The sequence below is a fragment of the Vibrio azureus genome (assembly GCF_002849855.1).
Lineage (GTDB): Bacteria > Pseudomonadota > Gammaproteobacteria > Enterobacterales > Vibrionaceae > Vibrio > Vibrio azureus.
In genome coordinates this window covers 2,267,985-2,294,715 of sequence record NZ_CP018616.1, presented here as the reverse complement: position 1 = coordinate 2,294,715, position 26,731 = coordinate 2,267,985, and the positions used below count along the sequence as shown (strand labels likewise).

Here is a 26,731-nt window from a genome sequence, read left to right as displayed (position 1 = left end):
GACTGTTAATCAACAACTCTCTTTTGGAAGGTAAACTCCATGACTACGAACCCTAAACCTGCGTATCAACGTATTCTATTAAAACTGAGTGGTGAAGCTCTTCAAGGTGAAGAAGGTTTTGGTATTGACCCTGCGGTTCTTGACCGTATGGCTCAAGAAGTAAAAGAGCTGGTAGAGCTGGGTGTTCAAGTTGGTGTCGTGATTGGTGGTGGTAACCTGTTCCGTGGTGCTGGTTTGGCTGAAGCGGGCATGAATCGCGTAGTCGGTGACCATATGGGCATGTTAGCAACAGTAATGAACGGCCTAGCAATGCGTGATGCACTTCATCGTGCGTATGTAAACGCTCGTGTAATGTCTGCCATTCCTCTAAAAGGTGTGTGTGATGACTACAACTGGGCTGATGCTATCCGTGAACTTCGCCAAGGCCGTGTTGTAATCTTCTCTGCAGGTACAGGTAACCCATTCTTCACTACAGATTCAGCGGCATGCTTACGTGGTATTGAAATTGAAGCTGATGTAGTTCTAAAAGCGACAAAAGTTGATGGTGTATTTACCGCTGACCCGGTAGCAAACCCAGACGCAGAACTGTATGATAAGCTTTCTTATACAGAAGTACTGGATAAAGAGTTGAAAGTAATGGATTTGGCAGCATTCACTCTTGCTCGTGATCATAAAATGCCAATCCGTGTATTTAACATGAACAAACCAGGCGCACTACGTCGTGTGGTTATGGGTGAAGCGGAAGGAACGCTGATCAACGCTGACGCATAATTCAAGATGCCACCTAGAGCGACAGATTAGGTGGCGTTTCGCTCGACTCAACCCTTTTAAGCTTTCTTCGAGAAAGATGACATTTTTAAGGTGAAACTGTGATTAACGAAATCAAACAAGACGCGCAAGAGCGCATGGATAAAAGCGTTGAAGCGCTAAAAAACAACCTTTCTAAAGTTCGTACTGGCCGTGCTCACCCAAGCCTATTATCTGGCATTTCAGTAGAATACTACGGTGCATCAACGCCTTTAAATCAAATTGCTAACGTAGTTGCGGAAGACGCACGTACTCTAGCAATCACAGTGTTCGACAAAGAGCTGACTCAAAAAGTTGAAAAAGCGATCATGATGTCTGACCTTGGCCTAAACCCAATGTCTGCGGGTACTATCATTCGCGTTCCACTTCCACCGTTAACAGAAGAGCGTCGTAAAGATCTTGTTAAGATTGTACGTGGTGAAGCTGAAGGTGGTCGTGTTGCAGTGCGTAACATTCGCCGTGATGCTAACAATGATCTTAAAGGTCTTTTGAAAGAAAAAGAGATTTCTGAAGACGAAGATCGCAAAGCGCAAGATGAGATCCAAAAGCTGACAGACCTAGCAGTTAAAAAGATCGATGAAGTACTTGCTGCGAAAGAAAAAGAGTTGATGGAAGTTTAATACTTCACCCACATCACTATTGGAAAACGCTGTACTGACAGTGCAGCGTTTTTTTTGTTATTCTGTCCAATTGATGGAACTCGATTAACTCTTATGCAAAATTCTCAAGTCGTCTCTGACTCTCTTCCTCAACACATTGCCATTATTATGGACGGTAACGGGCGCTGGGCTAAATCCAAAGGGAAGCCACGTGTCTTCGGTCATAAAAAAGGTGTCAATGCGGTTCGTAAAACTGTTTCAACTGCGTCTAAACTTGGTATTAAGGCGATGACGTTATTCGCATTTAGCAGTGAAAATTGGCGTCGCCCAGAAGAAGAAGTCGGCCTACTCATGGAACTCTTCATCGCTGTGTTATCGAGTGAAGTGAAGAAGTTACATAAAAACAACCTACAACTACGGGTGATCGGTGATATCAGCCGATTCAGTGATCGACTTCAACGTAAAATTGCGGAAGCCGAAGCACTAACAGCAAACAACACCGGAATGGTGATTAATGTTGCTGCTAACTATGGCGGTAAGTGGGATATCACACAGGCAACCAAGGCACTGGCAGTAAAAGTGCAAAGTGGTGAAATTAGCCCAAAAGATATTAATGAAGAACTGATCACTCAGAATTTAACGATGGCGGATTTGCCAGAAGTTGATCTACTGATTCGCACCAGTGGTGAGTGTCGCATTAGCAATTTTATGCTTTGGCAAATGGCGTATGCTGAAATGTACTTTACTTCAGAATACTGGCCGGACTTTGACGAAGACAGTTTAGTTGAAGCTGTTACATGGTTTATCAACCGAGAGCGCCGTTTTGGCTGTACAGGTGAGCAAGTAAAAGCATTTATGGCTGCTCAATAAGGACCATTTAGTTTGAAACAAAGAATAATTACAGCGCTAATTTTAGCGCCTTTAGTCATCTTAGGTATTTTTCAACTGCCTTTGATTGGCTTCATTATCGCACTGACTGCGATTACCCTATTAGGTTTTTGGGAGTGGACTCAATTTACGCATAATCGCTCCCGTCTGCTTGCGCTCATTCCAGCGTTAATCATAACCGGCTTGAGCTTTTTTGTTATTCCATCAGATCCTGAGAGCCTCAATCAATTCTCTACCTCCCATTATGCAATATTAGCGTTTGGCTCTATGTGGTGGATCATCGCGAGTGGATTGGTTGTGACGTATCCTAAATCCACTTGTTGTTGGCAAAATAATAACCTGTTGCGACACATGTTTGGTTTTTTGACCTTATTACCTTTTTTATGGGCTGTTATTTTTCTTCGAGCGACTGATATCACAGTAGATCCATACCACGGCGCAAAACTTGTTCTATATGTTTGCTTCTTGGTATGGGCTGCAGACAGCGGTGCTTACTTTGCTGGTAAAAGCCTAGGTAAGCATAAGATGGCTCCCAAGGTTAGCCCAAATAAGACAATTGAAGGCTTAATTGGTGGCTTGATCGCGGCACTTTTGGTTGGTTATTTCTTTGCAGATTGGTTCAATATTCACTTTAGTAGTACAGTGAATATGATCGTTATTACCTCTGTGACCGTGGTGATCTCTGTTCTTGGTGATTTAGCTGAAAGTATGTTCAAGCGAGTATCCGGTATAAAAGACAGCAGCAATATTATTCCTGGCCACGGTGGAATTCTTGACCGAATCGATAGTCTAACAGCGGCATTCCCAGTATTTGCATTCCTTTATTACGTACTTTAATTTAGCGGGAGCGGCAAATCGCTCCCGAGCTTTTCTCACGGTTTGATACATGCAAAAATTAACGATTCTTGGTGCGACAGGATCAATTGGTGCAAGCACACTTAAAGTGGTTGAACAAAATCCAGAACGCTTTTCTATTTTGGCTTTGGCAGCGAGTACCAATGTTGAAAAAATGGCAATACTTTGTCGTCAGTGGCAGCCTAAATATGCGGTAATGGCAGATAAAGATGCGGCGTTGGCACTCAAAGCAGAACTCGCGACTTTATCGCCCACTACAGAAGTATTAGGCGGGGTTGAAGCGCTTTGCCATGTCGCTTCATTGGAAGAAGTCGATAGCGTTATGGCAGCAATAGTCGGTGCTGCAGGATTGCTCCCAACGATGGCCGCAGTTAAAGCCGGAAAGCGTATTTTGTTAGCTAACAAAGAAGCGCTTGTGATGTCCGGACAGCTGTTTATTGATGCGATAGAAGAGAGTGGAGCAGAGCTTTTACCTGTCGACAGTGAGCATAATGCGATTTTCCAATGCTTGCCCGAGCAAGCTCAGACCACGCTGGGGCGATGTCATTTAGATGATTACGGTATTTCTCAGATCTTACTTACTGGCTCTGGTGGACCGTTTAGATATACTGACATCAGTCAGTTGAGTAGTGTGACGCCCGCTCAAGCGATTGCTCATCCTAACTGGTCGATGGGGCCAAAAATCTCGGTTGATTCTGCAACCATGATGAACAAAGGCTTAGAGTACATAGAAGCGAAATGGCTCTTTAATGCGACCCGTGAGCAATTGAAAGTGGTCATTCATCCTCAATCTGTGATTCATTCAATGGTGCAATATCGTGATGGTTCTGTACTGGCTCAAATGGGTGAGCAAGACATGGCCACGCCGATTGCTCTTACGATGTCTTACCCTGAACGCATCAATGCTGGAGTCAAGCCTCTCGACTTTACTCAAGTTGGCGAGCTTACTTTTTTACAACCTGATTTTGCGCGTTACCCATGCCTGCAACTGGCCATGGATGCATGTTATGAAGGTCAGCATGCAACGACAGCGTTAAATGCTGCTAATGAAGTCGCTGTTGATGCATTTCTGAATCAACGTATTGGCTTTACAGATATTGCTCAGGTCAATGAGGCTGTTTTGAACAAAATTACTGCAAGCCATAACACAAAGAAAACGAATAGCTTGGAAAGCTTGATAGAGCTGGATAGAATGTCGCGAATGATTGCTTTAGAATTTTTGCGAGAGCGTAAATAATGTCGAGTATTTTGTGGAATTTGGCTTCTTTTATCGTTGCTCTTGGCATCTTGGTCGCTGTGCATGAGTTTGGCCACTTTTGGGTTGCTCGTCGCTGTGGAGTGAAAGTTGAAAAATTTTCTATCGGCTTTGGTAAGTCAATTTGGAGCAAAGTAGGTAAAGACGGTACAGAGTACAGTCTATCGATGATCCCGCTTGGGGGTTATGTAAAGATGGTCGATAGCCGAGTCGATGAGGTGCCAGAAAATGAACGTCATCTTGCTTTCGACCAAAAACCGCTTTGGAAGCGAACGGCGATCGTTGCTGCTGGTCCTATCTTTAACTTTTTGTTTGCTATTTTTGCTTATTGGTTGGTTTTTCTGATCGGGGTACCCGCAGTTAAACCTGTTATCGGTGAGGTAACACCAAACTCAATTGTTGCTCAGGCAGGAATTGAGTCTGGAATGGAACTAAAGTCAATCTCAGGTATCAAAACTCCAGATTGGGAATCGGTTAACATGGGCTTCGTGTCTCACATTGGTGATGACTCGATGACGGTGACGCTGTCTTCTAAAGATGAAGTCGGCTCAGATGTGACAAAAACGCTTGATATTCGTGACTGGAAATTTGATCCAGAAACACAATCAACAATGCAGTCTTTAGGTTTTAAGCCCTATACTCCTGAAGTTTATACCGAATTGGCGAATGTCACCCAGGGTGGTGCAGGGGACAAGGCTGGTCTTCAAGCAGGAGATAAACTGCTAAAAATTAATGGCGTTAGCATTTCCCATTGGAATGATGTGGTAGAGGCAATTCGTTCTCATCCAATGAAACCCATTGAACTGACAATCGAACGTCAAGGCAACCAACAACTGTTGAGCCTAACTCCGGACAGTCGTGAACTTGCAGATAAGCAAGTTATTGGCTTTGCCGGTATTGCGCCTGAAGTGGCTGAATGGCCTGAGCAGTATCGTTTTGAGTTGCAGTTTGGTGTATTTGAATCCATTGGTAAGGCCATTGATAAAACAGGCCAAGTGATAGGTTTGACAATCAGTATGCTGAAAAAGCTGATTGTCGGTGATGTAGGTTTGAATAACCTAAGTGGGCCAATATCGATTGCGAAAGGCGCTGGAGCGACCGCAGATTATGGTTTGGTCTATTTTTTAGGTTTTCTGGCCCTGATCAGTGTTAACTTAGGTATTATTAATCTCGTTCCTTTACCTATGCTAGATGGTGGACATCTTCTGTTCTTTGCAATAGAAGCGGTTATTCGACGTCCCGTTCCAGAAAAAGTACAGGAAATGGGATTCCGAGTTGGTGGTGCTATTATCTTCTCGCTCATGGCGTTAGCGCTATTTAATGATTTTACTCGTCTGTGATAGTTCAGAGACACAGTAGTAGCAAGGAATAATTAGAACAAGTATGGCGATTAAGCGAATTTTGTTTGCAAGTTTACTGGCAACCAGTGTATCTGCAAGCGGAGCAGAGAACTTCGTAGTTGAAGATATTGAAATCGATGGATTGCAACGAGTGGCACTTGGTGCTGCGTTGCTGAAAATGCCCGTTCGTATTGGTGATACTGTTGATCAAGGCGATGTGGCTGAGATTATACGTGCTTTATACGCATCGGGTAATTTTGATGATGTGAAAGTATTGCGTGATGGCGATGTGTTAGTCGTTCAAGTTAAAGAGCGTCCTACCATTGCTAGCGTTTCGTTCTCAGGCAACAAAGCAATTAAAGATGAACAACTGCAAGAGAACCTAAATGCTTCGGGCATCCGTGAAGGTGAAGCTCTTGATCGAACGACACTCAGCAACATCGAAAAAGGTTTGGAAGACTTTTACTACAGCGTTGGTAAGTATAACGCGACAGTAAAAGCGGTTGTGACTCCTTTGCCACGAAACCGCTCTGACCTAAAGTTTGTCTTTACCGAAGGGGTATCTGCCAAAATTCAGCAGATAAACTTTATTGGTAATGAAGTCTTTTCTGATGATCAGCTTCTTTCACGTTTTAACCTAAACGTAGACGTACCATGGTGGAACTTTCTAGCCGATGAAAAATACCAGAAGCAAGTTCTTGCTGGTGATATTGAAGCATTACGCTCGTACTACCTTGATCGCGGCTATTTAAAATTTAATGTCGACTCTACTCAAGTGGCGATCTCTCCTGATAAGAAGGGTGTGTATATCACGCTTGGCTTGGATGAAGGGGATATCTACACAGTAAAAGACGTAAAATTCCGCGGTGATTTAAACGGTCAAGATGCCGTCTTTGAGGAAATGATACCGTTTGCTGCTAATGAGGTTTATAACGGTTCCCAGGTTACTTCACTTGAAGAAGGGATTAAACGTGTTCTTGGTGAATCAGGCTATGCTTACCCTCAAGTGAATACCATTCCTGAATTCGATGACGAAGAAAAACAAGTTTCATTGCTTGTTAATGTCGACCCGGGTAACCGTATTTACGTACGCGATATTCGCTTTACCGGTAACAATGCCACTAAAGATGAAGTACTTCGTCGTGAAATGCGCCAAATGGAAGGCAGTTGGTTAAACTCTAAATCAATTGAAATGGGTAAGACTCGCCTTAACCGCCTTGGTTACTTCGAAAGTGTTGAAGTACAGACTGTTCGTGTACCAGGTACAGACGATCAAGTGGATCTTGTTTACGTGGTCAAAGAAGCGAACTCTGGTAGTGTCAACTTTGCTGTTGGCTACGGAACCGAATCCGGCGTGAGTTTCCAAGTTGGCCTTCAACAAGATAACTTTGCAGGAACGGGTAACCGCGTTGGCATTAATGCCATGATGAACGACTACCAGAAAAACCTGAGTCTAGATTACCGTGATCCTTATTTCACCTTAGACGGTGTAAGTTTAGGTGGTAAGATATTCTACGATGAATTCGAGGCTTCAGAAGCCGGTATCGTCGATTACACCAACCAAAGTTACGGCACTAGCTTGACCTGGGGTTTCCCTGTTAACGAATTAAATCGTCTTGAGTTTGGTATCGGTTATACCCATAACAAGATTGGTAATCTGTCACCTTACATGCAGATAGAAAAGTTCCTTGAAGCTTATGAAGACAAACGAGATTCAGATGGCTCGTTTAACGTCAATGACTTTGATATCAATCTCGCTTGGACGCGCAATAACCTAAACCGAGGCTATTTCCCGACCGCTGGTAACCTGCAAAATGCGTCATACAAAATGACGGTTCCTGGCTCTGATGTACAATACTTTAAAATGCAGTATGATGTACGTCAGTATATACCTCTGACTGAGAAGCACGAATTTACACTCCTATTACGTGGTCGTTTAGGATATGGTAACGGCTATGGAGAAACGAATGGGCACGATAACTTGTTCCCATTCTATGAAAACTTCTATGCTGGTGGCTTTAGCACATTACGAGGCTTCGGTTCCAACTCAGCAGGCCCGAAAGCGGTTTATCGTAATAACGTTAATACCAACAATGGTACATTTAGTGCGACCGATGATTCTGTTGGCGGAAACGCAATGGCATTGGCAAGTATGGAACTGATTGTACCGCTTCCATTCGTGTCTGAAGAAACACGCAGTCAACTTCGTACCAGTGTATTCTACGATATGGCAAGTGTTTGGGATACTGAGTTTGACTACAACAGCGCAGGTGCTGATTTTGGTAAACAGTATTACTACGATTACTCAGATCCAACCAATTACCGCTCATCTTATGGTGTAGCGTTACAATGGATATCTCCAATGGGGCCACTAGTCTTCTCGCTAGCGAAACCGATTAAGAAATACGATGGTGATGATGAAGAGTTCTTCACATTTACTATTGGTAGAACCTTCTAAGAGGAAAAATATTTTGAATAAAATGATGAAAGCAGCTGGCCTCAGCCTTGTTGTACTAAGCACGTCAATCTTTGCTCATGCTGCAGAAGCGGCACAGAAGATTGGTTATGTAAACACAGCTCAGGTTTTCCAAGCGCTTCCTCAACGAGAAGCTGTTGTGCAGAAAATGCAAAAAGACTTCAAAGGCAAAGCCGATGAGTTGAAGTCTATTCAGAAAAAAGCAAAGTCAAAAATTGAAAAGCTACAGCGAGATGGTGAGCTTTTAGGTCAAGATGAAGTTGAAAAACTTCGTATTGATATTGCTAAACTTGATAGTGAATATAAAGTAAAAGCACAAGCTCTTGAGCAAACAAGTGCTCGTCGTGAAGCCGAAGAAAAAGCTAAACTCTTTAAGACTATTCAACAAGCTGTTGAAAAGGTAGCGAAGAAGAAAGGCTACGATATGGTTGTTGATACATCAGCGCTGCAATACGCGAACGAAGAGTACAATATCTCAGAAGATGTGATTAAATCGCTAAAATAAAACTTATGAAGACACTTACATTAGCCGAATTGGCCAAAATTACAGGTGGTGAGCTTTTCGGCGACGACTCTGTCGTTGTCAGTCGTGTTGCCCCAATGGATAAAGCTCAGGAAGGGGATGTGACCTTCTTGTCTAACCCTAAATACGCAAAACACCTTGCTGATTGTCAAGCGACAGTTGTGATGGTGAAAGCCGATCACAAAGATCAATGTGTGGGTAACGCATTGGTTGTGGCTGACCCTTACATTGCTTTTGCTCGAGTAGTACAAGCAATGGACACGACGCCAAAGCCAGCTGACGAGATCGCGCCAAGTGCCGTTATCGCAGCAGACGTGAAGATGGGTGCTAACGTAACCGTCGGTGCTAATGCCGTAATTGAAACGGGTGTAGAGCTGGGCGATAACGTAAGCATTGGCGCAGGTTGTTTTATCGGTAAGAATGCCAAGCTTGGTAATAATACCAAGCTATGGGCTAATGTGACTGTCTATCATGAAGTGTCAATGGGCGATGATTGTCTCGTGCAATCTGGTACTGTTATCGGCTCTGATGGGTTCGGCTATGCTAACGATAACGGTGAATGGATCAAAATTCCTCAGCTGGGATCGGTACGTATTGGCAACCGTGTAGAAATTGGCGCGTGTACGACGATCGACCGCGGAGCGCTAGAAGATACGATAATCGAAGACAACGTGATCCTTGATAACCAACTTCAAATCGCTCATAACGTTCAGATCGGATATGGTACGGTAATGCCCGGTGGTACAATTGTCGCTGGCAGTACAAAAATTGGTAAGTACTGTCAAATCGGCGGCGCGTCGGTTCTTAACGGCCATATTTCAATTGCAGATGGTGTTGCGATTACTGGAATGGGCATGGTAATGCGAAGCATTGAAGAAAAAGGCTTGTATTCATCAGGTATCCCTTTACAGACCAATCGTGAGTGGCGTAAGACCGCCACCCGTGTTCATCGAATTGATGAGATGAATAAGCGGCTGAAAGCGGTTGAAAAACGGTTAGAACCGAAAGAAGAATCATAAATTCTGAACAAAGACTCGCGTAATGCGAGTCTTTTTCTTCTATAATAATGTGCTAAAAGTAGAATTATCACCAAGCGGCTAGACAATTTGCCTATTTTGATAGGTATAATCTACTTTTTAAGCCGTCTTGGTTTATAAGAATTGATATAGGAAAACGACTTTGACTACTGAAAAGAACACGATGAATATTTCTGAAATCCAAGAACTATTGCCTCATCGCTACCCATTCTTGTTGATTGACCGTGTGATTGATTTTCAAAAAGAGCAATACCTTCATGCGATCAAAAATGTATCAGTTAACGAGCCTCAGTTCACCGGTCATTTTCCACAACTTCCTGTTTTTCCAGGTGTGTTAATTCTCGAAGCAATGGCACAGGCAACAGGATTATTGGCATTTAAATCTTTTGGTGCTCCAAAAGAAAATGAGTTGTACTACTTTGCAAGTGTCGATGGTGCTAAGTTCCGCAAACCGGTAGTACCCGGTGATCAAATGGTTATCGAAGTCGAGTTTTTGAAAGAGCGCCGTGGCATTGCTGCATTTAAAGGTGTAGCAAAAGTTGATGGCGAAGTGGTATGTTCAGCTGAGTTGAAGTGTGCTCGTCGAGAGTTTTAATATGATTCATGAAACCGCTAAAATCCACCCGGCAGCGGTGGTAGAGGAAGGGGCAAAGATTGGTGCGAATGTTACCGTTGGCCCTTTTACTTACATTACTTCTACGGTGGAAATTGGTCAAGGCACTGAGGTTATGTCTCACGTGGTGATCAAAGGCCATACGACTATCGGCCAAGATAATCGCATCTTTCCTCATGCTGTGATTGGTGAAGAAAACCAAGATAAAAAATACGGTGGTGAAGAAACCACCGTTGTTATTGGTGATCGAAACGTTATCCGTGAAGCTGTGCAAATTCACCGTGGAACTGTACAAGATAAAGCGACGACGGTTATTGGTAACGATAACTTATTGTGTGTGAATGCTCACGTCGCACATGATGTTGTCGTTGGCAATCATACACATATTGGCAATAACGCTATTCTCGGCGGTCATGTAACGGTGGACGACTATGCAGGCGTGATGGCCTTATCGGCAATACATCCATTTTGTACTGTCGGCGCTTATGCTTACATCGGCGGTTGTTCCGCTGTTGTGCAAGACGTACCAGCCTATGTGTTAGCACAAGGTAACCACGCTTCTCCGTTTGGTTTGAATTTGGTCGGCTTGAAACGCAATGGGTTTGAGAAGCCTGAAATCCGTGCGTTGCAAAAAGCCTACAAAGAAATCTACCGCTCCGGTAAAACGCTTGAAGAGGTAAAACCTATTCTTGCTGAGATGGCTCAAGAGTGGCCTGCTGTGAAGCGTTTATCAGATATTCTGGAAACCACTGAACGTGGTATCGTACGTTAAACAACGTTACAGAGTTTAACTAAAAGAAAGATCGCTCCTTAATTTGGCCGCGGTCTTTTTGTGTTTTATGGATATGCCCAAGTAACCTCAAGGTGCTGCGTTCAGCGGGATGACCTTAGCCTTCAAGCGTGGCAACGATTCGCAAATATAGCCTTTCTATATGGAGAATCGTTATTCGTAGTGCACAAGAAAAATAGCGAAGTAAATATGGAACATAGACCATTACGTATTGGCATTATTGCTGGGGAACTATCTGGTGATACTCTCGGTGAAGGCTTCATTAAAGCGGTAAAACAGCAATATCCAGACGCTGAGTTTGTCGGTATTGGTGGCCCCAAAATGATGGCTCAAGGCTGTCAATCTCTTTTTGAGATGGAAGAACTGGCAGTTATGGGGTTGGTTGAAGTCCTAGGTCGCTTACCCCGGTTACTGAAAGTTAAAGCTCAATTAGTGAAGTATTTCACTGACAACCCACCTGATGTTTTTGTAGGAATTGATGCGCCTGACTTCAATTTGCGAGTGGAGCGAGAGCTGAAGCAAGCAGGCATCAAAACGGTCCACTATGTTAGCCCTTCAGTTTGGGCGTGGCGGCAAAAACGGGTTTTCAAAATTGGAGCAGCAACGAACCTTGTGCTGGCGTTCCTTCCATTTGAAAAAGCAGTTTACGATAAATTCAATGTGCCTTGTGAATTCATTGGTCATACCTTAGCGGATGCGATTCCGTTGCAATCGGATAAAGCACCTGCAAGAGCCTTATTAGGTTTAGAGCAAGATAAAAAATGGCTAGCTGTACTTCCGGGCAGTCGTGGTAGTGAGTTAAAAATGCTTTCACAGCCGTTCATCGAAGCATGTAAAAAACTACACCAGAGGTACCCTGAACTTGGCTTTGTTGTTGCGTTAGTCAACCAAAAACGCCGTGAGCAATTTGAAAGTGCGTGGAAAGAACATGCGCCAGAATTAGAGTTCAAATTGGTCGATGATACTGCAGGTAATGTCATCGCGGCTGCAGATGTGGTGATGTTGGCCTCGGGTACTGTTGCTCTAGAGTGTATGCTGATTAAGCGCCCGATGGTAGTTGGCTATCGTGTGAACGCGGTAACGGCTTATCTTGCTAAGCGTCTGCTGACAATCGAGCACGTCTCTTTGCCTAATGTGCTGGCCGATAAGGAACTGGTCAAAGAGTATCTCCAAGAAGATTGCACGCCAGACAACTTATTTAACGAAGTGTCTCGTTTACTTGAAACGGATAACCAAGCCATGTTGGATAAGTTTACAGAAATGCACCATTGGATCCGTAAAAATGCAGATCAGCAAGCCGCTAATGCCGTTCTAAAGTTGATAGAGAAATAGAGATTTATCATGGCTGTTACAACCAAAACAACGACACCCAAAAAGGCGAAGCCTAATAGTGAGCTCCCACCATTTGAATATCCGCAAGGCTACCAACTTATCGCGGGTGTAGATGAAGTGGGGCGAGGCCCACTGGTGGGCGATGTGGTCACTGCCGCAGTGATACTTGATCCTAATAATCCGATTGAGGGTCTGAATGACTCAAAAAAATTGAGTGAGAAAAAACGCATAGCACTGCTGCCAGAAATCAAAGCGAAAGCCTTAGCCTGGGCGGTAGGTCGCTGCTCTCCAGAGGAAATTGATCAGCTCAATATTCTACAAGCCACCATGGTTGCTATGCAGCGTGCAATTGCTGGATTACAGGTTCAACCTGATTTAGCACTTATTGACGGTAATCGCTGTCCTGATTTGTCAATGGATGCTCAAGCTGTGGTTAAAGGGGATTTGCGTGTCGCTGAAATCAGTGCTGCATCTATCATTGCCAAAGTCGTTAGAGATCAAGAAATGGAAGAGCTTGATCAGCAATATCCGCAGTTTGGTTTTGCTAAACATAAGGGGTATCCGACCAAGGCACACTTTGAAGCCATTGATCAGCATGGAGTGATTAGCGAGCACCGCAAAAGCTTCAAGCCAGTTAAAAAAGCTCTTGGTCTTGAGTAATAAACCTAAGTTATCCATTTAGCGCCTTAAGTTAGGGCTCTAAGTACTATATAGTAAGAAAATAAGAAAAAGTTAGACGGTGCCTGTTAATGTCAGATCCTAAGTTCGTTCACCTGCGTATCCATAGTGATTTCTCGTTGGTGGATGGTATCAACAAAGTCCCACCGCTGGTGAAGAAAGTTGCTGAACTCGGCATGCCAGCCATGGCATTGACTGATTTTACCAACTTGTGTGGCTTGGTTAAATATTATGGTGCTGCCCACGCTAATGGCGTTAAACCAATTATTGGTGCCGATTTCAAAATGCAGTCGGACGAGTTTGGTGAAGAGCTGACGCAATTAACCGTATTAGCGGCGGACAATATCGGCTATAAAAACCTTACTTTACTGATCTCTAAAGCTTATTTACGTGGACACATCCAACATCAACCCGTGATTGATAAAGCTTGGCTGGCGGACCTGTCTGAAGGGTTAATTGTTCTATCCGGTGCCAAAAATGGTGAGATTGGTAAAGGGCTACTGAAAGGCAATAAAAGTATTGTCCAAAGCTGTATCGATTTTTATCAGCAGTATTTCCCTAATCGCTTTTATCTTGAGCTGGTTCGGACTGGGCGCCCAGATGAAGAAACTTACTTGCACTTTGCGGTGGAGCTTGCTGAAGAGGCGCAACTTCCAGTGGTGGCCACCAATGAAGTTGTGTTCATTAGTGAAGGCTTATTTGATGCTCATGAGATACGTGTCGCCATCCACGATGGTTATACTCTTGAAGATCCACGCCGACCTAAAAACTACAGCCCAGAGCAGTATTTACGCAGTGAAGCCGAAATGTGTGAGCTGTTTTCAGACATTCCCGAGGCACTCGAAAACAGTGTGGAGATTGCCAAGCGTTGTAATGTTACTGTTCGTTTAGGTGAGTACTTTTTGCCTGCTTTCCCAACAGATGGCATGGCAGAGACAGACTTCTTGGTCATGAAATCACAAGAAGGTTTGGAAGAGCGCCTCGAGTTTCTATTTCCGGATGAAGCGTTACGTGCACAACGTCGACCAGAATACGATGAACGTTTGCAAATCGAACTCGACGTAATCAATCAAATGGGTTTCCCTGGCTATTTCTTGATCGTAATGGAATTTATCCAATGGTCGAAAGATAACGCTATCCCTGTTGGACCTGGTCGTGGTTCAGGTGCTGGTTCATTAGTTGCGTATGCACTTAAAATCACCGACCTTGATCCACTGGAGTACGATCTTCTTTTCGAACGATTCTTGAACCCAGAACGTGTCTCCATGCCCGATTTTGATGTCGACTTCTGTATGGATAAACGTGACCAAGTGATTGATCACGTAGCCGAAATGTATGGGCGTGATGCGGTATCACAGATCATTACATTTGGTACAATGGCAGCAAAAGCGGTGATCCGTGATGTAGGTCGAGTGCTAGGTCACCCATTTGGTTTTGTTGATCGCATTTCTAAGCTTGTTCCCCCTGATCCTGGAATGACGTTAGAGAAAGCATTTAAGGCAGAGCCTGCGTTACCTGAGCTCTATGAAGCCGATGAAGAAGTCAAAGAGCTGATTGATAAATGCCGAATCCTTGAAGGATGTACTCGTAATGCCGGTAAGCATGCTGGTGGTGTCGTCATCTCTCCGACAACAATCACGGATTTTGCACCGATTTATGCGGATGCGGAAGGCCATTTTCCTGTTACCCAATTCGATAAAAATGATGTTGAAACGGCCGGTTTAGTCAAGTTTGACTTTTTGGGGTTACGAACACTGACCATCATTGACTGGGCGTTAGGTTTGATTAATCCGCGTCTCGAACGTGAAGGAAAAGAACCGGTTCGTATAGAATCGATCCCATTGGATGACGCTGCTTCGTTCCGTTTACTGCAAAACTCAGAAACCACCGCAGTATTCCAGTTGGAATCACGGGGCATGAAAGAGCTGATCAAACGTCTGCAGCCAGACTGTTTTGAAGACATCATCGCTTTGGTGGCACTATTCCGTCCTGGTCCTCTCCAATCAGGCATGGTTGATAACTTTATAGACCGTAAACATGGTCGAGAAGCGATCTCTTACCCAGACGAAAAGTGGCAACACGAATCACTTAAAGAAATTCTCGATCCGACTTACGGCATCATCCTCTATCAAGAGCAGGTCATGCAGATTGCTCAAGTACTCTCTGGTTATACCTTAGGTGGAGCCGACATGCTGCGTCGTGCTATGGGTAAGAAAAAGCCGGAGGAAATGGCGAAACAGCGTGCGACCTTCGAAGATGGTGCAATTGACAATGGCGTTGATGGCGAGCTGGCGATGAAAATCTTCGACTTGGTAGAAAAGTTCGCAGGTTATGGCTTTAACAAATCGCACTCCGCCGCTTATGCTTTGGTATCGTATCAAACGCTTTGGCTTAAGATGCATTATCCTGCTGAGTTTATGGCTGCGGTAATGACGGCCGATATGGATAATACGGAAAAAGTGGTTGGCTTAGTTGACGAATGTTTTCGGATGAAACTGACCGTCCTTCCGCCAGATATTAATTCAGGCTTGTATCGATTCAACGTCGATGAGAATGGCGCGATTGTTTACGGTATCGGCGCAATAAAAGGTGTTGGTGAAGGCCCAATTGATGCGATTCTCGAAGCACGAAATAAAGGCGGTCACTTTAAAGACTTGTTTGATTTTTGTGCACGTATTGACTTGAAAAAGGTCAACAAACGAGTGATAGAGAAGCTCATATATTCCGGTGCCTTAGATCGCCTTGGCCCTCATCGAGCGGCGCTAATGGCTTCCCTTGACGACGCAGTGAAAGCGGCCAGCCAATACCATCAGGCAGAGGCATTTGGCCAAGCGGATATGTTTGGCGTTTTGACTGATGCACCAGAAGAAGTCGAACACAAATATACTCAAGTGACACCATGGCCGGAGAAAGTATGGCTCGAAGGTGAGCGAGAAACACTAGGGTTATATTTGACTGGGCATCCTGTAAATGCTTATATCAAAGAATTAAATAAATATACCAGTTGCCGATTAAAAGACGCGACACCCACACGTCGCGACCAATCGGTGACCGTTGCAGGTCTCGTTATTGCGGCTCGTGTTATGACGACCAAACGTGGCACTCGTATTGGACTGATGACATTAGATGATCGCAGTGGGCGAATGGAGGTCATGCTGTTCTCCGATGCGTTAGAGAGGTATGCAGAACTGCTAGAAAAAGATAAAATTCTGGTGGTTTCTGGACAGGTCAGCTTTGATGACTTCAATGGTGGCCTTAAAATGTCGGCACGTGAAGTCATGGATCTGGGAAGTGCTCGTGAAAAATACGCACGTGGTTTGTCAGTCTCGATTGATGCTAATCAGATTCGTAATGACTTTTTCGAGCAATTTACTCGAATTTTAGAGCCTTACAAAGCCGGAACCGTCCCTGTCCATGTATACTATCAACGTGCCAACGCCAGAGCGCGGTTAACTTTGGGCACTGAATGGCGAGTGACGCCAAGTGATACATTACTAGACGATTTAAAGCAGTTACTTGGCAAAGGCCAAGTAGAACTCGAATTTAACTAAAAATTCAGCACAGATTGTGTGCATGAATAAACAAGGATTCATCGATGAGCCTAAACTTTCTTGAATTTGAAAAGCCGATTGCAGAGCTAGAAGCAAAAATTGAAGCACTACGTGATGTTTCACGTCATGGCGGCGATTCAGCAATTGACCTTGATAAAGAAATTGAGCAGCTTGAGAAAAAGAGCCTAGAACTAAAGAAGAAAATCTTCAGTGATTTAGGAGCATGGGAAACCGCTCAACTGGCTCGTCACCCTCTACGCCCTTACACACTAGACTACATTCAACATGCATTTGAAGAGTTTGATGAATTGGCGGGTGACCGTGCTTTTGCTGATGATAAAGCAATTGTGGGGGGTATTGCACGTCTGGAAGGTCGTCCCGTAATGATTATCGGTCACCAAAAAGGTCGTGAAACCAAAGAAAAAGTAAAACGTAATTTTGGGATGCCAAAGCCAGAAGGCTACCGTAAAGCATTACGCCTAATGAAAATGGCGGAACGTTTTAATATGCCCGTGATTACATTCATTGACACTGCAGGTGCTTACCCAGGTGTTGGTGCTGAAGAACGCGGCCAGTCAGAAGCGATCGCAACAAACTTGAAGGTGATGTCAGGCCTGAAAGTTCCAGTGATTTGTAATGTTATCGGTGAAGGTGGTTCTGGCGGTGCTCTCGCGATTGGTGTAGGTGATTACGTTAACATGCTTCAGTACTCAACATACTCAGTGATTTCACCAGAAGGGTGCGCTTCTATTCTGTGGCGTGACTCTGATAAAGCTCCCCAAGCTGCAGAAGCAATGGGTTTGACGGCACCTCGTTTGAAGGAATTAGAGCTTATTGATGAGATCATTGAAGAGCCATTAGGTGGTGCCCATCGTAATCACGTTAAAATGGCTGAAAACATGAAAGCGAATTTACTTCGTCAACTTGAAGACCTAGAGCAGCTTGATCAAGAGACTTTACTAGAGCGTCGTTACCAACGCTTAATGAATTACGGTTACTGCTAATCGTCGGCTGATCTCTGACGATAGAACAGATACAATCAAAAGGTTGGCTTAGGTCCAACCTTTTTTAGTTTTTACGGGATAGATTATGGAATCGCTTTATCTGCACTTCGCTCATGTCCTTGAACGTCATTATCAAAGTCGAACTAGCCATGGCTCAAATGGAAAACTGGTCTTAGCTTTCAGTGGCGGAATTGATTCCCGTGTTTTGCTTGAATTATTGCGACACTATCAACAAACGCATTCAGTGCCTTGTCAGGCTGTTTATGTGCACCATGGTTTGAGCGATAACGCCGATGCTTGGGCAGACAAGTGTCTTCAATGGGCTAAGCAAGCGGACATCCCATGTGCGATTGAATACGTCCACCTTGATGTACATAGTGGAGAGAGCATTGAGCTTTTGGCAAGACAGGCACGTTACCAAGCATTACAGAAGTATATAGAACAAGACGATATACTGTTAACGGGCCAGCATGCTGATGATCAGGTTGAAAGCTTTTTGCTTGCTTTGAAGCGAGGTAGTGGCCCTAAAGGGCTATCTTCAATGCCAGAAAGCATGCCATTTGCTAAAGGAAGTTTAGTTCGGCCTTTGCTTACTATTCAACGACAACGCATTGAGACGTTTGCCCAAAAGTTTGGTTTGGAGTGGGTCGAAGACGAGAGTAATCAAGATACTCGCTATGACCGTAATTTCTTACGTCATCGTGTCATGCCTCAACTCATTCAGCGTTGGCCCAGCTTTCATCAAGCGGTTCAGCGAAGTGCTCATTTATGTGCAGAGCAAGAGCAATTACTGGATGAATTGTTAGACTCGGTCTTTCAGCAGGCTTTTCATCCAGATGGTAGTCTTTGTCTCTCCATATTGGGCACGCACAGTGAATTGGCACGGTCGCGTTTGATACGTATGTGGCTGTCTAAGATGGAAGTCATGATGCCTTCCCGTGTGCAACTTGGCCTCATTTGGAGTGAAGTTGCTCTAGCGCAACAAGATGCGAATCCAAAATTGCAGCTTAAGCAGGGAGAGATTCGTCGTTTTCAAAATCGACTGTATTGGTTAAGCCCTAGGACTGATTTAACGGATTGGCATGCTTCTTTACAGCTGGATATCCCATTATTGTTGCCTGATTCTCTTGGGGAACTGCTGCTCAGTTCCACTTCTGATAAAGCGAATTTGGTATTACCGGCAGAGCCTGATTTATTGAAAGTAACGTTTAATCCTGAAGGTTTATCGGCTCATCCGACAACACGAAGTCGAAGTCGCAAGCTGAAAAAACTGTTTCAAGAATACCATATTCCTAGTTGGCAGCGTCGGCAGTTACCGATTGTCATGTATCAAGGCCAGGTAGTGGCAGTTGCAGGGCTGTTTGTTGATCGTGCTTTTAGTGGCCACCAATGTGAACTGATTTGGCATCAAACTGACTCAGTTCGCTTGATTAATGAATCATAAAGAACCCCTCCAACTGGGGAGCATTAGGAAAAACCATGAATAGAGTAACTATGTGGGCTTTGGTCGTCATGGCATTGCTAAGTGGGCAAACATTTGCAGCAGGCGATGCGGCTGCTGGGAAGGCAAAATCAGGAGTATGTTCAGCTTGTCACGGGCAAAATGGTATTGCACCGATTCCTGGTTACCCCAATCTGAAAGGGCAGAAAGAACAATACCTAATTAATGCGATTAATGCTTATAAAAATGGTCAACGAACTGGGGGTATGTCGGCAGTCATGGCGGCACAAGCCAGTTTACTTTCAGAAGATGATATTGCGAATTTGGCTGCCTATTTCTCTCAATTGAAGTAAAGGTGTTTAATTTATTCAACTTACATGGGGGCATAACATCAACCGAGGTTTATTTTGGTATTTTGAACCTTGGGTTATGACAAGCATTGAATGTTGTGAGATGCTAAATGATAATACGCGCAAACGATTTAAATTTAAGGGATGAATATGAAAAAGATTGAAGCGATCATCAAGCCATTCAAATTGGATGATGTGCGAGAAGCATTAGCTGAAGTTGGCATCACAGGAATGACCGTGTCGGAAGTCAAGGGGTTTGGTCGTCAAAAAGGTCACACCGAGCTTTATCGTGGTGCTGAATATATGGTCGACTTTCTACCCAAAGTGAAGCTGGAGATTGTCGTGACAGAGGATGTTGCAGACAAGTGTGTTGATACTATTATTGAAATTGCTCAAACAGGTAAAATCGGTGATGGTAAGATCTTTGTGACGGATATTGAACGCGTTGTTAGAATTCGAACCGGTGAAGAAGACGAAGACGCAATCTGATCGTTTATGGTTTAAATTTGTTAGCAATGGATTAAGATTAAGGGGCCGTATTGGGCTCCTTTTTATTATAACTATCGGCACCTTGAGCTTTCGTGATGTTTTAATTAGGTAGTGCTATGTATCTTCGTTTATTTTTTGTTGTTGTTCTTGCTTCGATGACTTTGATTGTCGGCTTCAATATGGTTTTTACCATTCCGGACCAGCCCCAGCTTGTGACTATGACAGAGCTGGATACTCGGCAAAGTGTCCGATGTATGGATTTTGAAAACCCTAAAGCAATCGATAATAAAGGACAGTTGGATATTCTAGTGTGGAATATCTATAAGCAAAATAGAGATAACTGGCAACAAGCATTAGAAAAACTTTCCACAGGAAAACAACTGCTGATACTTCAAGAAGCCAGCATGACTGATGAGTTTAAGCATTGGTTGGTGGAGGGGCAATGGTTTGGTAATCAAGTTCGTGCTTTTAAAGCATTGGGCAGCGGTGCAGGTGTCATCAATATTGCAAAGCAAGCACCGATAAGAGCTTGCGCTTATACTCAAACAGAACCGTGGTTACGTTTGCCTAAATCAGCCTTGTACAGTGAATATAATTTGAGTAATGGTCAAGTTCTCGTTGTGATTAATATTCACGCCATCAACTTCACTTTGGGGACAAAAGAATATACCACTCAATTGACTCAGTTAGAGATGGCGCTGAATAAACACAAAGGGCCAATTTTGTTTGCAGGTGATTTTAATAGTTGGAGTGAAGAGCGGTTAAATGTTATTCAGCAGACCCTTAGGAAAGCAGAGTTAATTGAGGTCAAATATGACCCAGATCAGCGCACTCAGTTTTTAAATGGCTTGCCACTCGATCACGTGTTTTATCGAGGCCTGATATTGAAGAGCGCAGAAGCGCCAGAAAGTGACGCTTCCGATCATAATCCACTTTTAGTGTCATTTAGACTGATGGAGTGACGTTCTTTTGTTGGGATTTAAACGCTACTGGCAAGGGTGAGTAGCGTTTAACTTTTGAGTATCAGGCTAGTGGGTCAATAGAATGAACATGGCCCAGATGACATAGAACCCTACCCAAGGTAATGCAGAAAGGACCAGAGCTTGGCCTCGTTCCATACTGGTCCATGTCAACACGACACCATAACCGAGCGCGATATACCAAGGTAATAGCAAAGGGAATGAACTAGTAAACTGCGACCAGTCGTTTGTCAGAGGTAGTTTCAGTAGCCCATTTAATGAATTAAGGTCTGCGGCATAGCTCATAACTTGACCATGTTTGAGCAGTAAACTGGCATAGCTGGCAAAATCACCTAACACAGCAGGAAATAAGATCGCACAAGAAGCAGCAAACCATTTCCAGTAACCGATCGATGCTTGCGCTTGCGTTGTTTTTGTCGCCAAAAAGAACCACAATGCTAATAGCAACAATGTCGCCAAACGGTTAAATATGTTGTTAATCGTTGCTGTAGCCATCAAGGTATCTGGCTGCAATAAAGCGATTTGCTCTGGATTAATTTGTTGCAGCTGTACCGTGAGTTCGTGGCTTAACCAAGTAAAATCAACCTCTGAAAAATAAGCCCCCCAAAATAAAAATGGACTTAGCATCAAGACAATAAATGGTTGCCATCCCCATGTGCCTCGCTGATACAGGGCAAGAAAGCATGCTACAGGAGAACGAAAAATATCCAGTAGCATGATCAATGGATTACTAGATGGGCTCATACACCGACCTTAGTAACATCGACATACAATTTAAGCTTTTGACCCGGTTTCAGGTATTTTTGAGCTTTGAGTGCATTCCATTTGACGATGTCATTACTTTTTACTTTGAATTTATTCGCAATGCCACTAATAGTGTCACCAGAGCGTACTTGATAATATACGGTTCTGATCACTGCGCCTTTGTCTGAATTTTTCCAGATAACTAACTTTTGGCCAGCACGGAGTGTGTCTTTTGGACTCATACCATTCCATTTGGCCAAATGCTGATGTGAGACTTGATTGGCTTTAGCAATGGACCATAAACTGTCACCTGATTTTACGATATGAGTCAGCTTATATTTTCCACGTTCTTTGGCTTGTGTCTTGTTCAGGCGATTGGCAGCCGATAAAGCGTATTGAGCTTCATTTTTAGTTGAAGTCGGAATCAACAAGTATTGTCCGATACGAATATTATTGTTCGATAAGCTATTCGCTTTTTTGATGACGTTGGTGGTCGTACTGTACTTTCTAGCCAGCATGCTGAGTGAATCACCAGATTTCACTTTGTAGCGAACGACCTTCATGCCTTTGCCACGATTTTTTTCGACTTGAGCAAGGAATTGCTGCTTTTTCTCAATTGGAATTAGGAGCTGCTGTGGCCCTTCTGGGGCAGTTGACCATTGATTATAAGCCGGATTATAACCTTGGAGTTGCTTGACACTGATACCTGCGTAATCTGCCGCAATGGCCAAATCTAGCTGTTCGTTAGGGTCAACGAGAGTGAGCATTGGCTGATTCGGGATTTCAGGGATGTTGAGACCATACTTCTCTTGGTTGGCAATGATATCTGCTAAAGCCAGTAACTTAGGTAAATAGCTGCTGGTTTCTTTTGGCAGATCTAAAGAGAAGAAGTCGATAGGCTTACCAAGCTTATGGTTCTTACGAATCGCGCGTGATACTCTGCCACCACCACTATTGTAAGCTGCAATAGCATGATCCCAATTACCGTCAAAACGCTGATTTAGCTGCTCTAAGTAGTCCAGTGCCGCCTCTGTAGAAGCGTAGACATCACGACGGCCGTCGTACCAGTAGTTTTGATCTAACCCCATCATCTTCCCAGTACCGGGTACAAACTGCCAAAGACCAGCAGCGCTACCATGAGAATAGGCAAAGGCGTCAAATGAACTCTCTACCACGGGTAATAATGCCAGTTCCATTGGTAAGCCACGTTCTTCAATGCGCTTGGTGATCATGTACAAAAACGGTTTAGCGCGCTCTGATACGGTATAGAGGTGATTAGGGTGCTTTAAATACCAAGCGCGATAGTAATCGATTTTTTCATTGACTGGGATTGGCATGTTTAATTGCATACCAATGCGCTGCCACACATCTTCTTGCTCTTGAGGTGAAAGTACTTTTTCTGATGTAATCAGTTTAGTGTATTTCTGTGTAAGTCCCGAGTTGGGTTTAATTGGACCGGTTTGAGCCGTTTTATTGGTCGTATCGGTGTGTGTTTTTTCAGTGGTGCTTGGGCTTTGGGGTGTCAACTGACAGCCCGAAAGTAATAACATGAATGCCCAACTATACTTTAAACGCATGAATTCAGCCTATTTAGGACCTTGTTTTCCCTTTGCCGGTCGGTAACTTAGTAAGTCGCTAACTCAGCAGTAAGGTTATCAATATTTTTAACACTATTTAATTGTAGGGCATAATCACACTACAATATGCAACAGTTCGAGTTTATACCAAATGAGCGAGATTTTTGTCATGGTTTGGGGCGCTAATCGTTGTACATTATGCTAGACGCCCTGGTGTTAAAGCCGTTTTAGTGTTTTGGGCTTAACCAGTCACTGACCCCGCTTTCTAGGTAAGTGAGCTCTTATCTCATTGGTAAGGTTTAGGCTTCTTTATATCCTAAACCGATAAAAGCGCCGATGGCGCTTTTATATATACCCAAGCATCTTGAGGTTACTTGGGTATATTCAGGTAACAGCAACCTACTGATTTGTTTTATATTGTATTCAGTAGAGCGGAGTTTTATGGCCTGTATTGAAGTCACCTGAGTATAAATCAGCAAGAGATAATACTTGTGTGGTGTGAAGTTACAAGTAAAAAGTGGTTAAAATTCGTTCTTCCATTGACGTAACGCTGAAAAAACTGCACATGGTTCATGATGTTCAAGGCGGTTTGCGACAGATTTAATCACTTCAGGGTGGGTTGTCCGCAAAAAAGGGTTAATCCATTTTTCTTTACGCAGTGTGGTTGGCAACGTTGGGTGATTCAAAGCTCGTAGTCGATTTACCTCATCTCGGTATTGGTGTAATTGCTCGTTGTCGGGCTCAACGGCGAGAGCAAAAGCAATATTACTGGCGGTATATTCATGAGCGCAAAATACTTCAGTTTCTTCTGGAAGAGCCGCAATTTTGCTGAGGGATTCATACATTTGTTCTAGAGTACCTTCAAACACTCGACCACACCCAGCGGAAAAAAGGACATCACCACAGAAGAGTTTTCCGTCACCCACATAGCCTATGTGGCCCAGTGTATGGCCTGGCAAGCCGAGAACCAAAAAAATCTCATCGAACAGCTCAAGCTTGTCGCCTTCTTCAACAGGATTGGTTAAAGTGGGGATTGGCTCAGCTTTAGGTCCGACAACTGAAATGTGAGGGAAAGCATGCACGAGATCAGGTACCCCACCAATATGATCATTATGGTGGTGTGTAATTAAGATCGCTTCTAAAGTTAAGTCATGGGCCTGTAAGTATTCCAGTACCGGTTTTGCATCCCCCGGGTCAACAACAGCACAACGTTTATCGCTGTTTTGTATTAGCCAGATGTAATTGTCATTAAACGCAGGTATGCTTTTGATCTCTATCACGACTCTTTCTCCAATACCTTTTAGTTAGGTGGTTAATGAAACCAGCACTCAGTAATAAAACAATTCCCCACCCAGCAACTTGGTCTGCAATGAATAATGGCGCTTGGGTACTTGAATCCATTCAAACCCGATTCGATGAATGGTGCCCGAAATTATTTGGCTACCATATGCTTAAGTTGGGTGGTTTGAGCTGTGAGCTAACCAGTTACAACTCTAGTATTCAACACCAAGTTAACCTAGATATCCAGAACCCTTTGCATAATGTGATCGCAGATGGTTATGAATTGCCCTTTTTAGAAAAAAGCTTTGACGCTGTCGTTCTTGCTCACCAGCTCGACTATGCCAGTGATCCACATCGATTATTGAGAGAAGTGGACCGAGTCATGATGGATGATGGGTATTTGATCATAACGGGTTTTAATCCTTTTAGCTTAACCGGATTAGCAAGCTTGTTGCCATGGAGGAAGAAAAACTTACCTTGGTCTGGACGCATGTTTAGCTCCCATCGAGTAAAAGATTGGTTGGGCTTACTGAACTACCAAGTGGTGCATTGTGACCGTTACGCTTTGTTTCCGATGACGCGTTATACCACGTTATGGACATGGCTTGAAAACAGTATTGGTGGATGGGCCTTACCGGCTGGAAGTTTATACTTTATTGTTGCTCGAAAGCGGACTTACCCTTTAAAACCGATTAAGCCTCACTGGCATTTGAAGAAAAAACTAGCGCCATTGGGAGTGATGAATCGAGAGGGAAATCAAGTTAATAAAGTATCCGAAAGGTTAAAGTGACCCAAGGTTATGCCAGCTAATCGCTTGGGTCTTTTATTCTACCGATGGATGATGGATATACTTAACTCTGATTAGGTTCGGTTGCCTCTATCCGGCTTGGTAACCAGTATCTTCATCGGTTGGGTTTTCAGCAGCAGCACGCGCTAATTCATCGCACATTTCGTTTTCACGGTGACCCGCATGACCCTTTACCCAATGCCACTCGACTTGATGTCGTGCGGTTTCTTTATCGAGAGCTTGCCAAAGGTCTGCATTTTTTACAGGCTTTTTGTCGGCAGTTTTCCAACCGCGCTTTTTCCAGTTGTGGATCCATTGGGTTATGCCTTGACGAACATACTGGCTATCTGTAGTTAACGAAACTTTGCACGGCTCTTTTAGTGTTTGTAAGGCAACAACAGCAGCGAGCATTTCCATGCGGTTGTTGGTCGTTAATGTGTAGCCTTTTGCTAACGTTTTTTCCGTTTGCTTGTAGCGTAAGACAACACCATAGCCGCCAGGGCCTGGATTGCCTAAACAAGAACCGTCGGTGAAAATCTCAACGTGTTTGGTCATATTTTTTGGTACTATTAGCCTAAACATTTAATAAAGCATAGTCTGACATACATAACCTTATGAATACCAGTAGCAATTCTGAACATAATCGAATTATCGTTCTCGATACCGAAACCACGGGTATGAACCTTGAAGGTGGCCCGCACTACATGGGGCATCGCATTATCGAAATCGGTGCTGTGGAGATCATCAATCGTAAGCTTACAGGTCGACATTTTCATGTTTACCTAAAGCCCGACCGCCCGATTCAAGCAGAAGCGATTGAGGTTCATGGTATTACAGATGAATTCCTTGTCGATAAACCTGATTATGCCAGTGTGCATCAGGAGTTTCTTGATTTTATTAAAGGTGCTGAACTCGTTGCCCATAATGCTCCCTTCGATACTGGGTTTATGGATTATGAGTTTGAAATGCTCGATCCGACTATCGGTAAAACGGATGATTTCTGTAAAGTGACCGATACGCTTGCGATGGCGAAGAAGATCTTCCCTGGTAAGCGAAATAATCTTGATGTCTTGTGTGATCGATATGGCATTGATAACTCGCATCGAACGCTTCATGGCGCTTTACTCGATGCCGAGATCCTAGCGGATGTTTACCTGCTTATGACTGGTGGTCAAACTAAGCTGGAATTTAATGCTAACAAACAAGGTGGAGTTGAAGAGATTCGTCGTGTTGAAGGCAGAAAATCTCTAAAGGTTTTGCATGCAACAGCCGATGAAGTAGAGGCGCACCACAAAAGATTAGAGCTGGTGAGTGACTGTATTTGGCATCAATAG

The 26,731-nt window shown here is 43.8% G+C and carries 25 protein-coding genes; 21 read left to right on the top strand and 4 right to left on the bottom strand.

Translation table 11 applies throughout. From position 1 onward, the window contains the following. The first annotated feature begins 39 nt into the window (after nucleotides 1-39). The 19 genes from pyrH (at nucleotide 40) to BS333_RS10335 (ending at nucleotide 20,990) form a co-directional block, all read left to right on the top strand. Nucleotides 40-771, top strand: a complete 732-nt coding sequence (pyrH, locus tag BS333_RS10425; protein WP_012128697.1) for a UMP kinase — start codon at nucleotides 40-42, stop codon at nucleotides 769-771. 98 nt (nucleotides 772-869) lie between these two features. Then, nucleotides 870-1,427: a ribosome recycling factor gene (frr, locus tag BS333_RS10420; protein ID WP_021709609.1), complete on the top strand. Its 558-nt coding sequence runs from the start codon at nucleotides 870-872 to the stop codon at nucleotides 1,425-1,427. Nucleotides 1,428-1,520: 93 nt separating this feature from the next. Further along, entirely contained in the window at nucleotides 1,521-2,276 is a 756-nt protein-coding gene (locus BS333_RS10415; protein ID WP_021709608.1) for an isoprenyl transferase, read from the top strand. Nucleotides 2,277-2,288: 12 nt separating this feature from the next. Then, entirely contained in the window at nucleotides 2,289-3,131 is an 843-nt protein-coding gene (locus tag BS333_RS10410; protein ID WP_021709607.1) for a phosphatidate cytidylyltransferase, read from the top strand. A gap of 49 nt (nucleotides 3,132-3,180) precedes the next feature. Then, the gene (ispC, locus tag BS333_RS10405) at nucleotides 3,181-4,386 is read left to right on the top strand and encodes a 1-deoxy-D-xylulose-5-phosphate reductoisomerase (protein ID WP_021709606.1); all 1,206 of its coding nucleotides are present in this window, start codon (nucleotides 3,181-3,183) and stop codon (nucleotides 4,384-4,386) included. Further along, nucleotides 4,386-5,744 (top strand): sigma E protease regulator RseP, encoded by a 1,359-nt coding sequence (rseP, locus tag BS333_RS10400; protein ID WP_021709605.1) that lies wholly within the window; start codon nucleotides 4,386-4,388, stop codon nucleotides 5,742-5,744. Before ispC ends, rseP begins: the two co-directional genes overlap by 1 nt. A gap of 43 nt (nucleotides 5,745-5,787) precedes the next feature. Further along, nucleotides 5,788-8,202, top strand: a complete 2,415-nt coding sequence (bamA, locus tag BS333_RS10395; RefSeq protein WP_021709604.1) for an outer membrane protein assembly factor BamA — start codon at nucleotides 5,788-5,790, stop codon at nucleotides 8,200-8,202. A gap of 13 nt (nucleotides 8,203-8,215) precedes the next feature. Continuing rightward, nucleotides 8,216-8,725: an OmpH family outer membrane protein gene (locus BS333_RS10390; protein WP_021709603.1), complete on the top strand. Its 510-nt coding sequence runs from the start codon at nucleotides 8,216-8,218 to the stop codon at nucleotides 8,723-8,725. Nucleotides 8,726-8,730: 5 nt separating this feature from the next. Further along, entirely contained in the window at nucleotides 8,731-9,762 is a 1,032-nt protein-coding gene (gene lpxD, locus BS333_RS10385) for a UDP-3-O-(3-hydroxymyristoyl)glucosamine N-acyltransferase (RefSeq protein ID WP_021709602.1), read from the top strand. A 160-nt stretch (nucleotides 9,763-9,922) separates the two neighbouring features. Next, the gene (gene fabZ / locus BS333_RS10380; RefSeq protein WP_021709601.1) at nucleotides 9,923-10,375 is read left to right on the top strand and encodes a 3-hydroxyacyl-ACP dehydratase FabZ; all 453 of its coding nucleotides are present in this window, start codon (nucleotides 9,923-9,925) and stop codon (nucleotides 10,373-10,375) included. Between the two features lies 1 nt (nucleotide 10,376). Continuing rightward, nucleotides 10,377-11,165: an acyl-ACP--UDP-N-acetylglucosamine O-acyltransferase gene (lpxA, locus tag BS333_RS10375; RefSeq protein ID WP_021709600.1), complete on the top strand. Its 789-nt coding sequence runs from the start codon at nucleotides 10,377-10,379 to the stop codon at nucleotides 11,163-11,165. A gap of 207 nt (nucleotides 11,166-11,372) precedes the next feature. Further along, nucleotides 11,373-12,515, top strand: coding sequence for a lipid-A-disaccharide synthase (gene lpxB / locus BS333_RS10370; RefSeq protein WP_021709599.1), 1,143 nt, complete (start codon nucleotides 11,373-11,375; stop codon nucleotides 12,513-12,515). A 9-nt stretch (nucleotides 12,516-12,524) separates the two neighbouring features. After that, entirely contained in the window at nucleotides 12,525-13,175 is a 651-nt protein-coding gene (gene rnhB, locus BS333_RS10365) for a ribonuclease HII (RefSeq protein ID WP_021709598.1), read from the top strand. A gap of 89 nt (nucleotides 13,176-13,264) precedes the next feature. After that, a complete protein-coding gene (gene dnaE, locus BS333_RS10360) occupies nucleotides 13,265-16,744 on the top strand; it encodes a DNA polymerase III subunit alpha (RefSeq protein ID WP_021709597.1) in 3,480 nt (1,159 codons plus the stop codon). A 44-nt stretch (nucleotides 16,745-16,788) separates the two neighbouring features. Next, nucleotides 16,789-17,748, top strand: coding sequence for an acetyl-CoA carboxylase carboxyl transferase subunit alpha (gene accA, locus BS333_RS10355; protein ID WP_021709596.1), 960 nt, complete (start codon nucleotides 16,789-16,791; stop codon nucleotides 17,746-17,748). An 85-nt stretch (nucleotides 17,749-17,833) separates the two neighbouring features. Beyond that, nucleotides 17,834-19,192, top strand: coding sequence for a tRNA lysidine(34) synthetase TilS (gene tilS, locus BS333_RS10350; RefSeq protein WP_021709595.1), 1,359 nt, complete (start codon nucleotides 17,834-17,836; stop codon nucleotides 19,190-19,192). A gap of 35 nt (nucleotides 19,193-19,227) precedes the next feature. Next, nucleotides 19,228-19,542, top strand: coding sequence for a c-type cytochrome (locus BS333_RS10345; protein WP_021709594.1), 315 nt, complete (start codon nucleotides 19,228-19,230; stop codon nucleotides 19,540-19,542). 147 nt (nucleotides 19,543-19,689) lie between these two features. After that, complete coding sequence (gene glnB, locus BS333_RS10340) at nucleotides 19,690-20,028, top strand: nitrogen regulatory protein P-II (RefSeq protein WP_021709593.1); 339 nt, start codon at nucleotides 19,690-19,692, stop codon at nucleotides 20,026-20,028. Nucleotides 20,029-20,144: 116 nt separating this feature from the next. Further along, nucleotides 20,145-20,990 carry an endonuclease/exonuclease/phosphatase family protein gene (locus BS333_RS10335; protein WP_021709592.1) on the top strand — a complete coding sequence of 282 codons (846 nt, stop codon included), beginning with the start codon at nucleotides 20,145-20,147 and terminating at the stop codon, nucleotides 20,988-20,990. A gap of 66 nt (nucleotides 20,991-21,056) precedes the next feature. On the opposite strand, the gene BS333_RS10330 is transcribed toward BS333_RS10335, so the two are convergent. The 3 genes from BS333_RS10330 to gloB form a co-directional block, all read right to left on the bottom strand. Further along, a complete protein-coding gene (locus BS333_RS10330) occupies nucleotides 21,057-21,752 on the bottom strand; it encodes a YIP1 family protein (protein WP_021709591.1) in 696 nt (231 codons plus the stop codon). Further along, nucleotides 21,749-23,329 carry a lytic transglycosylase gene (locus BS333_RS10325; RefSeq protein WP_021709590.1) on the bottom strand — a complete coding sequence of 527 codons (1,581 nt, stop codon included), beginning with the start codon at nucleotides 23,327-23,329 and terminating at the stop codon, nucleotides 21,749-21,751. The genes BS333_RS10330 and BS333_RS10325 overlap by 4 nt, the downstream gene beginning before the upstream one ends. 521 nt (nucleotides 23,330-23,850) lie before the next feature. Further along, on the bottom strand, nucleotides 23,851-24,609 hold the full coding sequence (gene gloB, locus BS333_RS10320) for a hydroxyacylglutathione hydrolase (RefSeq protein WP_021709589.1): 759 nt from the start codon (nucleotides 24,607-24,609) through the stop codon (nucleotides 23,851-23,853). Between the two features lie 35 nt (nucleotides 24,610-24,644). Between gloB and BS333_RS10315 the strand changes: the two genes are divergently transcribed. Next, on the top strand, nucleotides 24,645-25,400 hold the full coding sequence (locus BS333_RS10315; protein WP_021709588.1) for a class I SAM-dependent methyltransferase: 756 nt from the start codon (nucleotides 24,645-24,647) through the stop codon (nucleotides 25,398-25,400). A gap of 87 nt (nucleotides 25,401-25,487) precedes the next feature. On the opposite strand, the gene rnhA is transcribed toward BS333_RS10315, so the two are convergent. Continuing rightward, nucleotides 25,488-25,952, bottom strand: coding sequence for a ribonuclease HI (gene rnhA / locus BS333_RS10310; RefSeq protein ID WP_021709587.1), 465 nt, complete (start codon nucleotides 25,950-25,952; stop codon nucleotides 25,488-25,490). Between the two features lie 59 nt (nucleotides 25,953-26,011). On the opposite strand from rnhA, the gene dnaQ reads away from it, so the two are divergent. Then, nucleotides 26,012-26,731: a DNA polymerase III subunit epsilon gene (gene dnaQ / locus BS333_RS10305; protein ID WP_021709586.1), complete on the top strand. Its 720-nt coding sequence runs from the start codon at nucleotides 26,012-26,014 to the stop codon at nucleotides 26,729-26,731.

Coding starts and splice junctions, on each gene's coding strand:
- BS333_RS10335 (WP_021709592.1), top strand. CDS start 20,145: ATGTATCTTCGTTTATTTTTTGTTGTTGTTCTTGCTTCGATGACTTTG.
- bamA (WP_021709604.1), top strand. CDS start 5,788: ATGGCGATTAAGCGAATTTTGTTTGCAAGTTTACTGGCAACCAGTGTA.
- BS333_RS10415 (WP_021709608.1), top strand. CDS start 1,521: ATGCAAAATTCTCAAGTCGTCTCTGACTCTCTTCCTCAACACATTGCC.
- lpxD (WP_021709602.1), top strand. CDS start 8,731: ATGAAGACACTTACATTAGCCGAATTGGCCAAAATTACAGGTGGTGAG.
- accA (WP_021709596.1), top strand. CDS start 16,789: ATGAGCCTAAACTTTCTTGAATTTGAAAAGCCGATTGCAGAGCTAGAA.
- lpxB (WP_021709599.1), top strand. CDS start 11,373: ATGGAACATAGACCATTACGTATTGGCATTATTGCTGGGGAACTATCT.
- dnaQ (WP_021709586.1), top strand. CDS start 26,012: ATGAATACCAGTAGCAATTCTGAACATAATCGAATTATCGTTCTCGAT.
- BS333_RS10330 (WP_021709591.1), bottom strand. CDS start 21,752: ATGAGCCCATCTAGTAATCCATTGATCATGCTACTGGATATTTTTCGT.
- ispC (WP_021709606.1), top strand. CDS start 3,181: ATGCAAAAATTAACGATTCTTGGTGCGACAGGATCAATTGGTGCAAGC.
- rnhB (WP_021709598.1), top strand. CDS start 12,525: ATGGCTGTTACAACCAAAACAACGACACCCAAAAAGGCGAAGCCTAAT.
- lpxA (WP_021709600.1), top strand. CDS start 10,377: ATGATTCATGAAACCGCTAAAATCCACCCGGCAGCGGTGGTAGAGGAA.
- glnB (WP_021709593.1), top strand. CDS start 19,690: ATGAAAAAGATTGAAGCGATCATCAAGCCATTCAAATTGGATGATGTG.
- pyrH (WP_012128697.1), top strand. CDS start 40: ATGACTACGAACCCTAAACCTGCGTATCAACGTATTCTATTAAAACTG.
- BS333_RS10345 (WP_021709594.1), top strand. CDS start 19,228: ATGAATAGAGTAACTATGTGGGCTTTGGTCGTCATGGCATTGCTAAGT.
- BS333_RS10315 (WP_021709588.1), top strand. CDS start 24,645: ATGAAACCAGCACTCAGTAATAAAACAATTCCCCACCCAGCAACTTGG.
- rseP (WP_021709605.1), top strand. CDS start 4,386: ATGTCGAGTATTTTGTGGAATTTGGCTTCTTTTATCGTTGCTCTTGGC.
- BS333_RS10325 (WP_021709590.1), bottom strand. CDS start 23,329: ATGCGTTTAAAGTATAGTTGGGCATTCATGTTATTACTTTCGGGCTGT.
- tilS (WP_021709595.1), top strand. CDS start 17,834: ATGGAATCGCTTTATCTGCACTTCGCTCATGTCCTTGAACGTCATTAT.
- dnaE (WP_021709597.1), top strand. CDS start 13,265: ATGTCAGATCCTAAGTTCGTTCACCTGCGTATCCATAGTGATTTCTCG.
- rnhA (WP_021709587.1), bottom strand. CDS start 25,952: ATGACCAAACACGTTGAGATTTTCACCGACGGTTCTTGTTTAGGCAAT.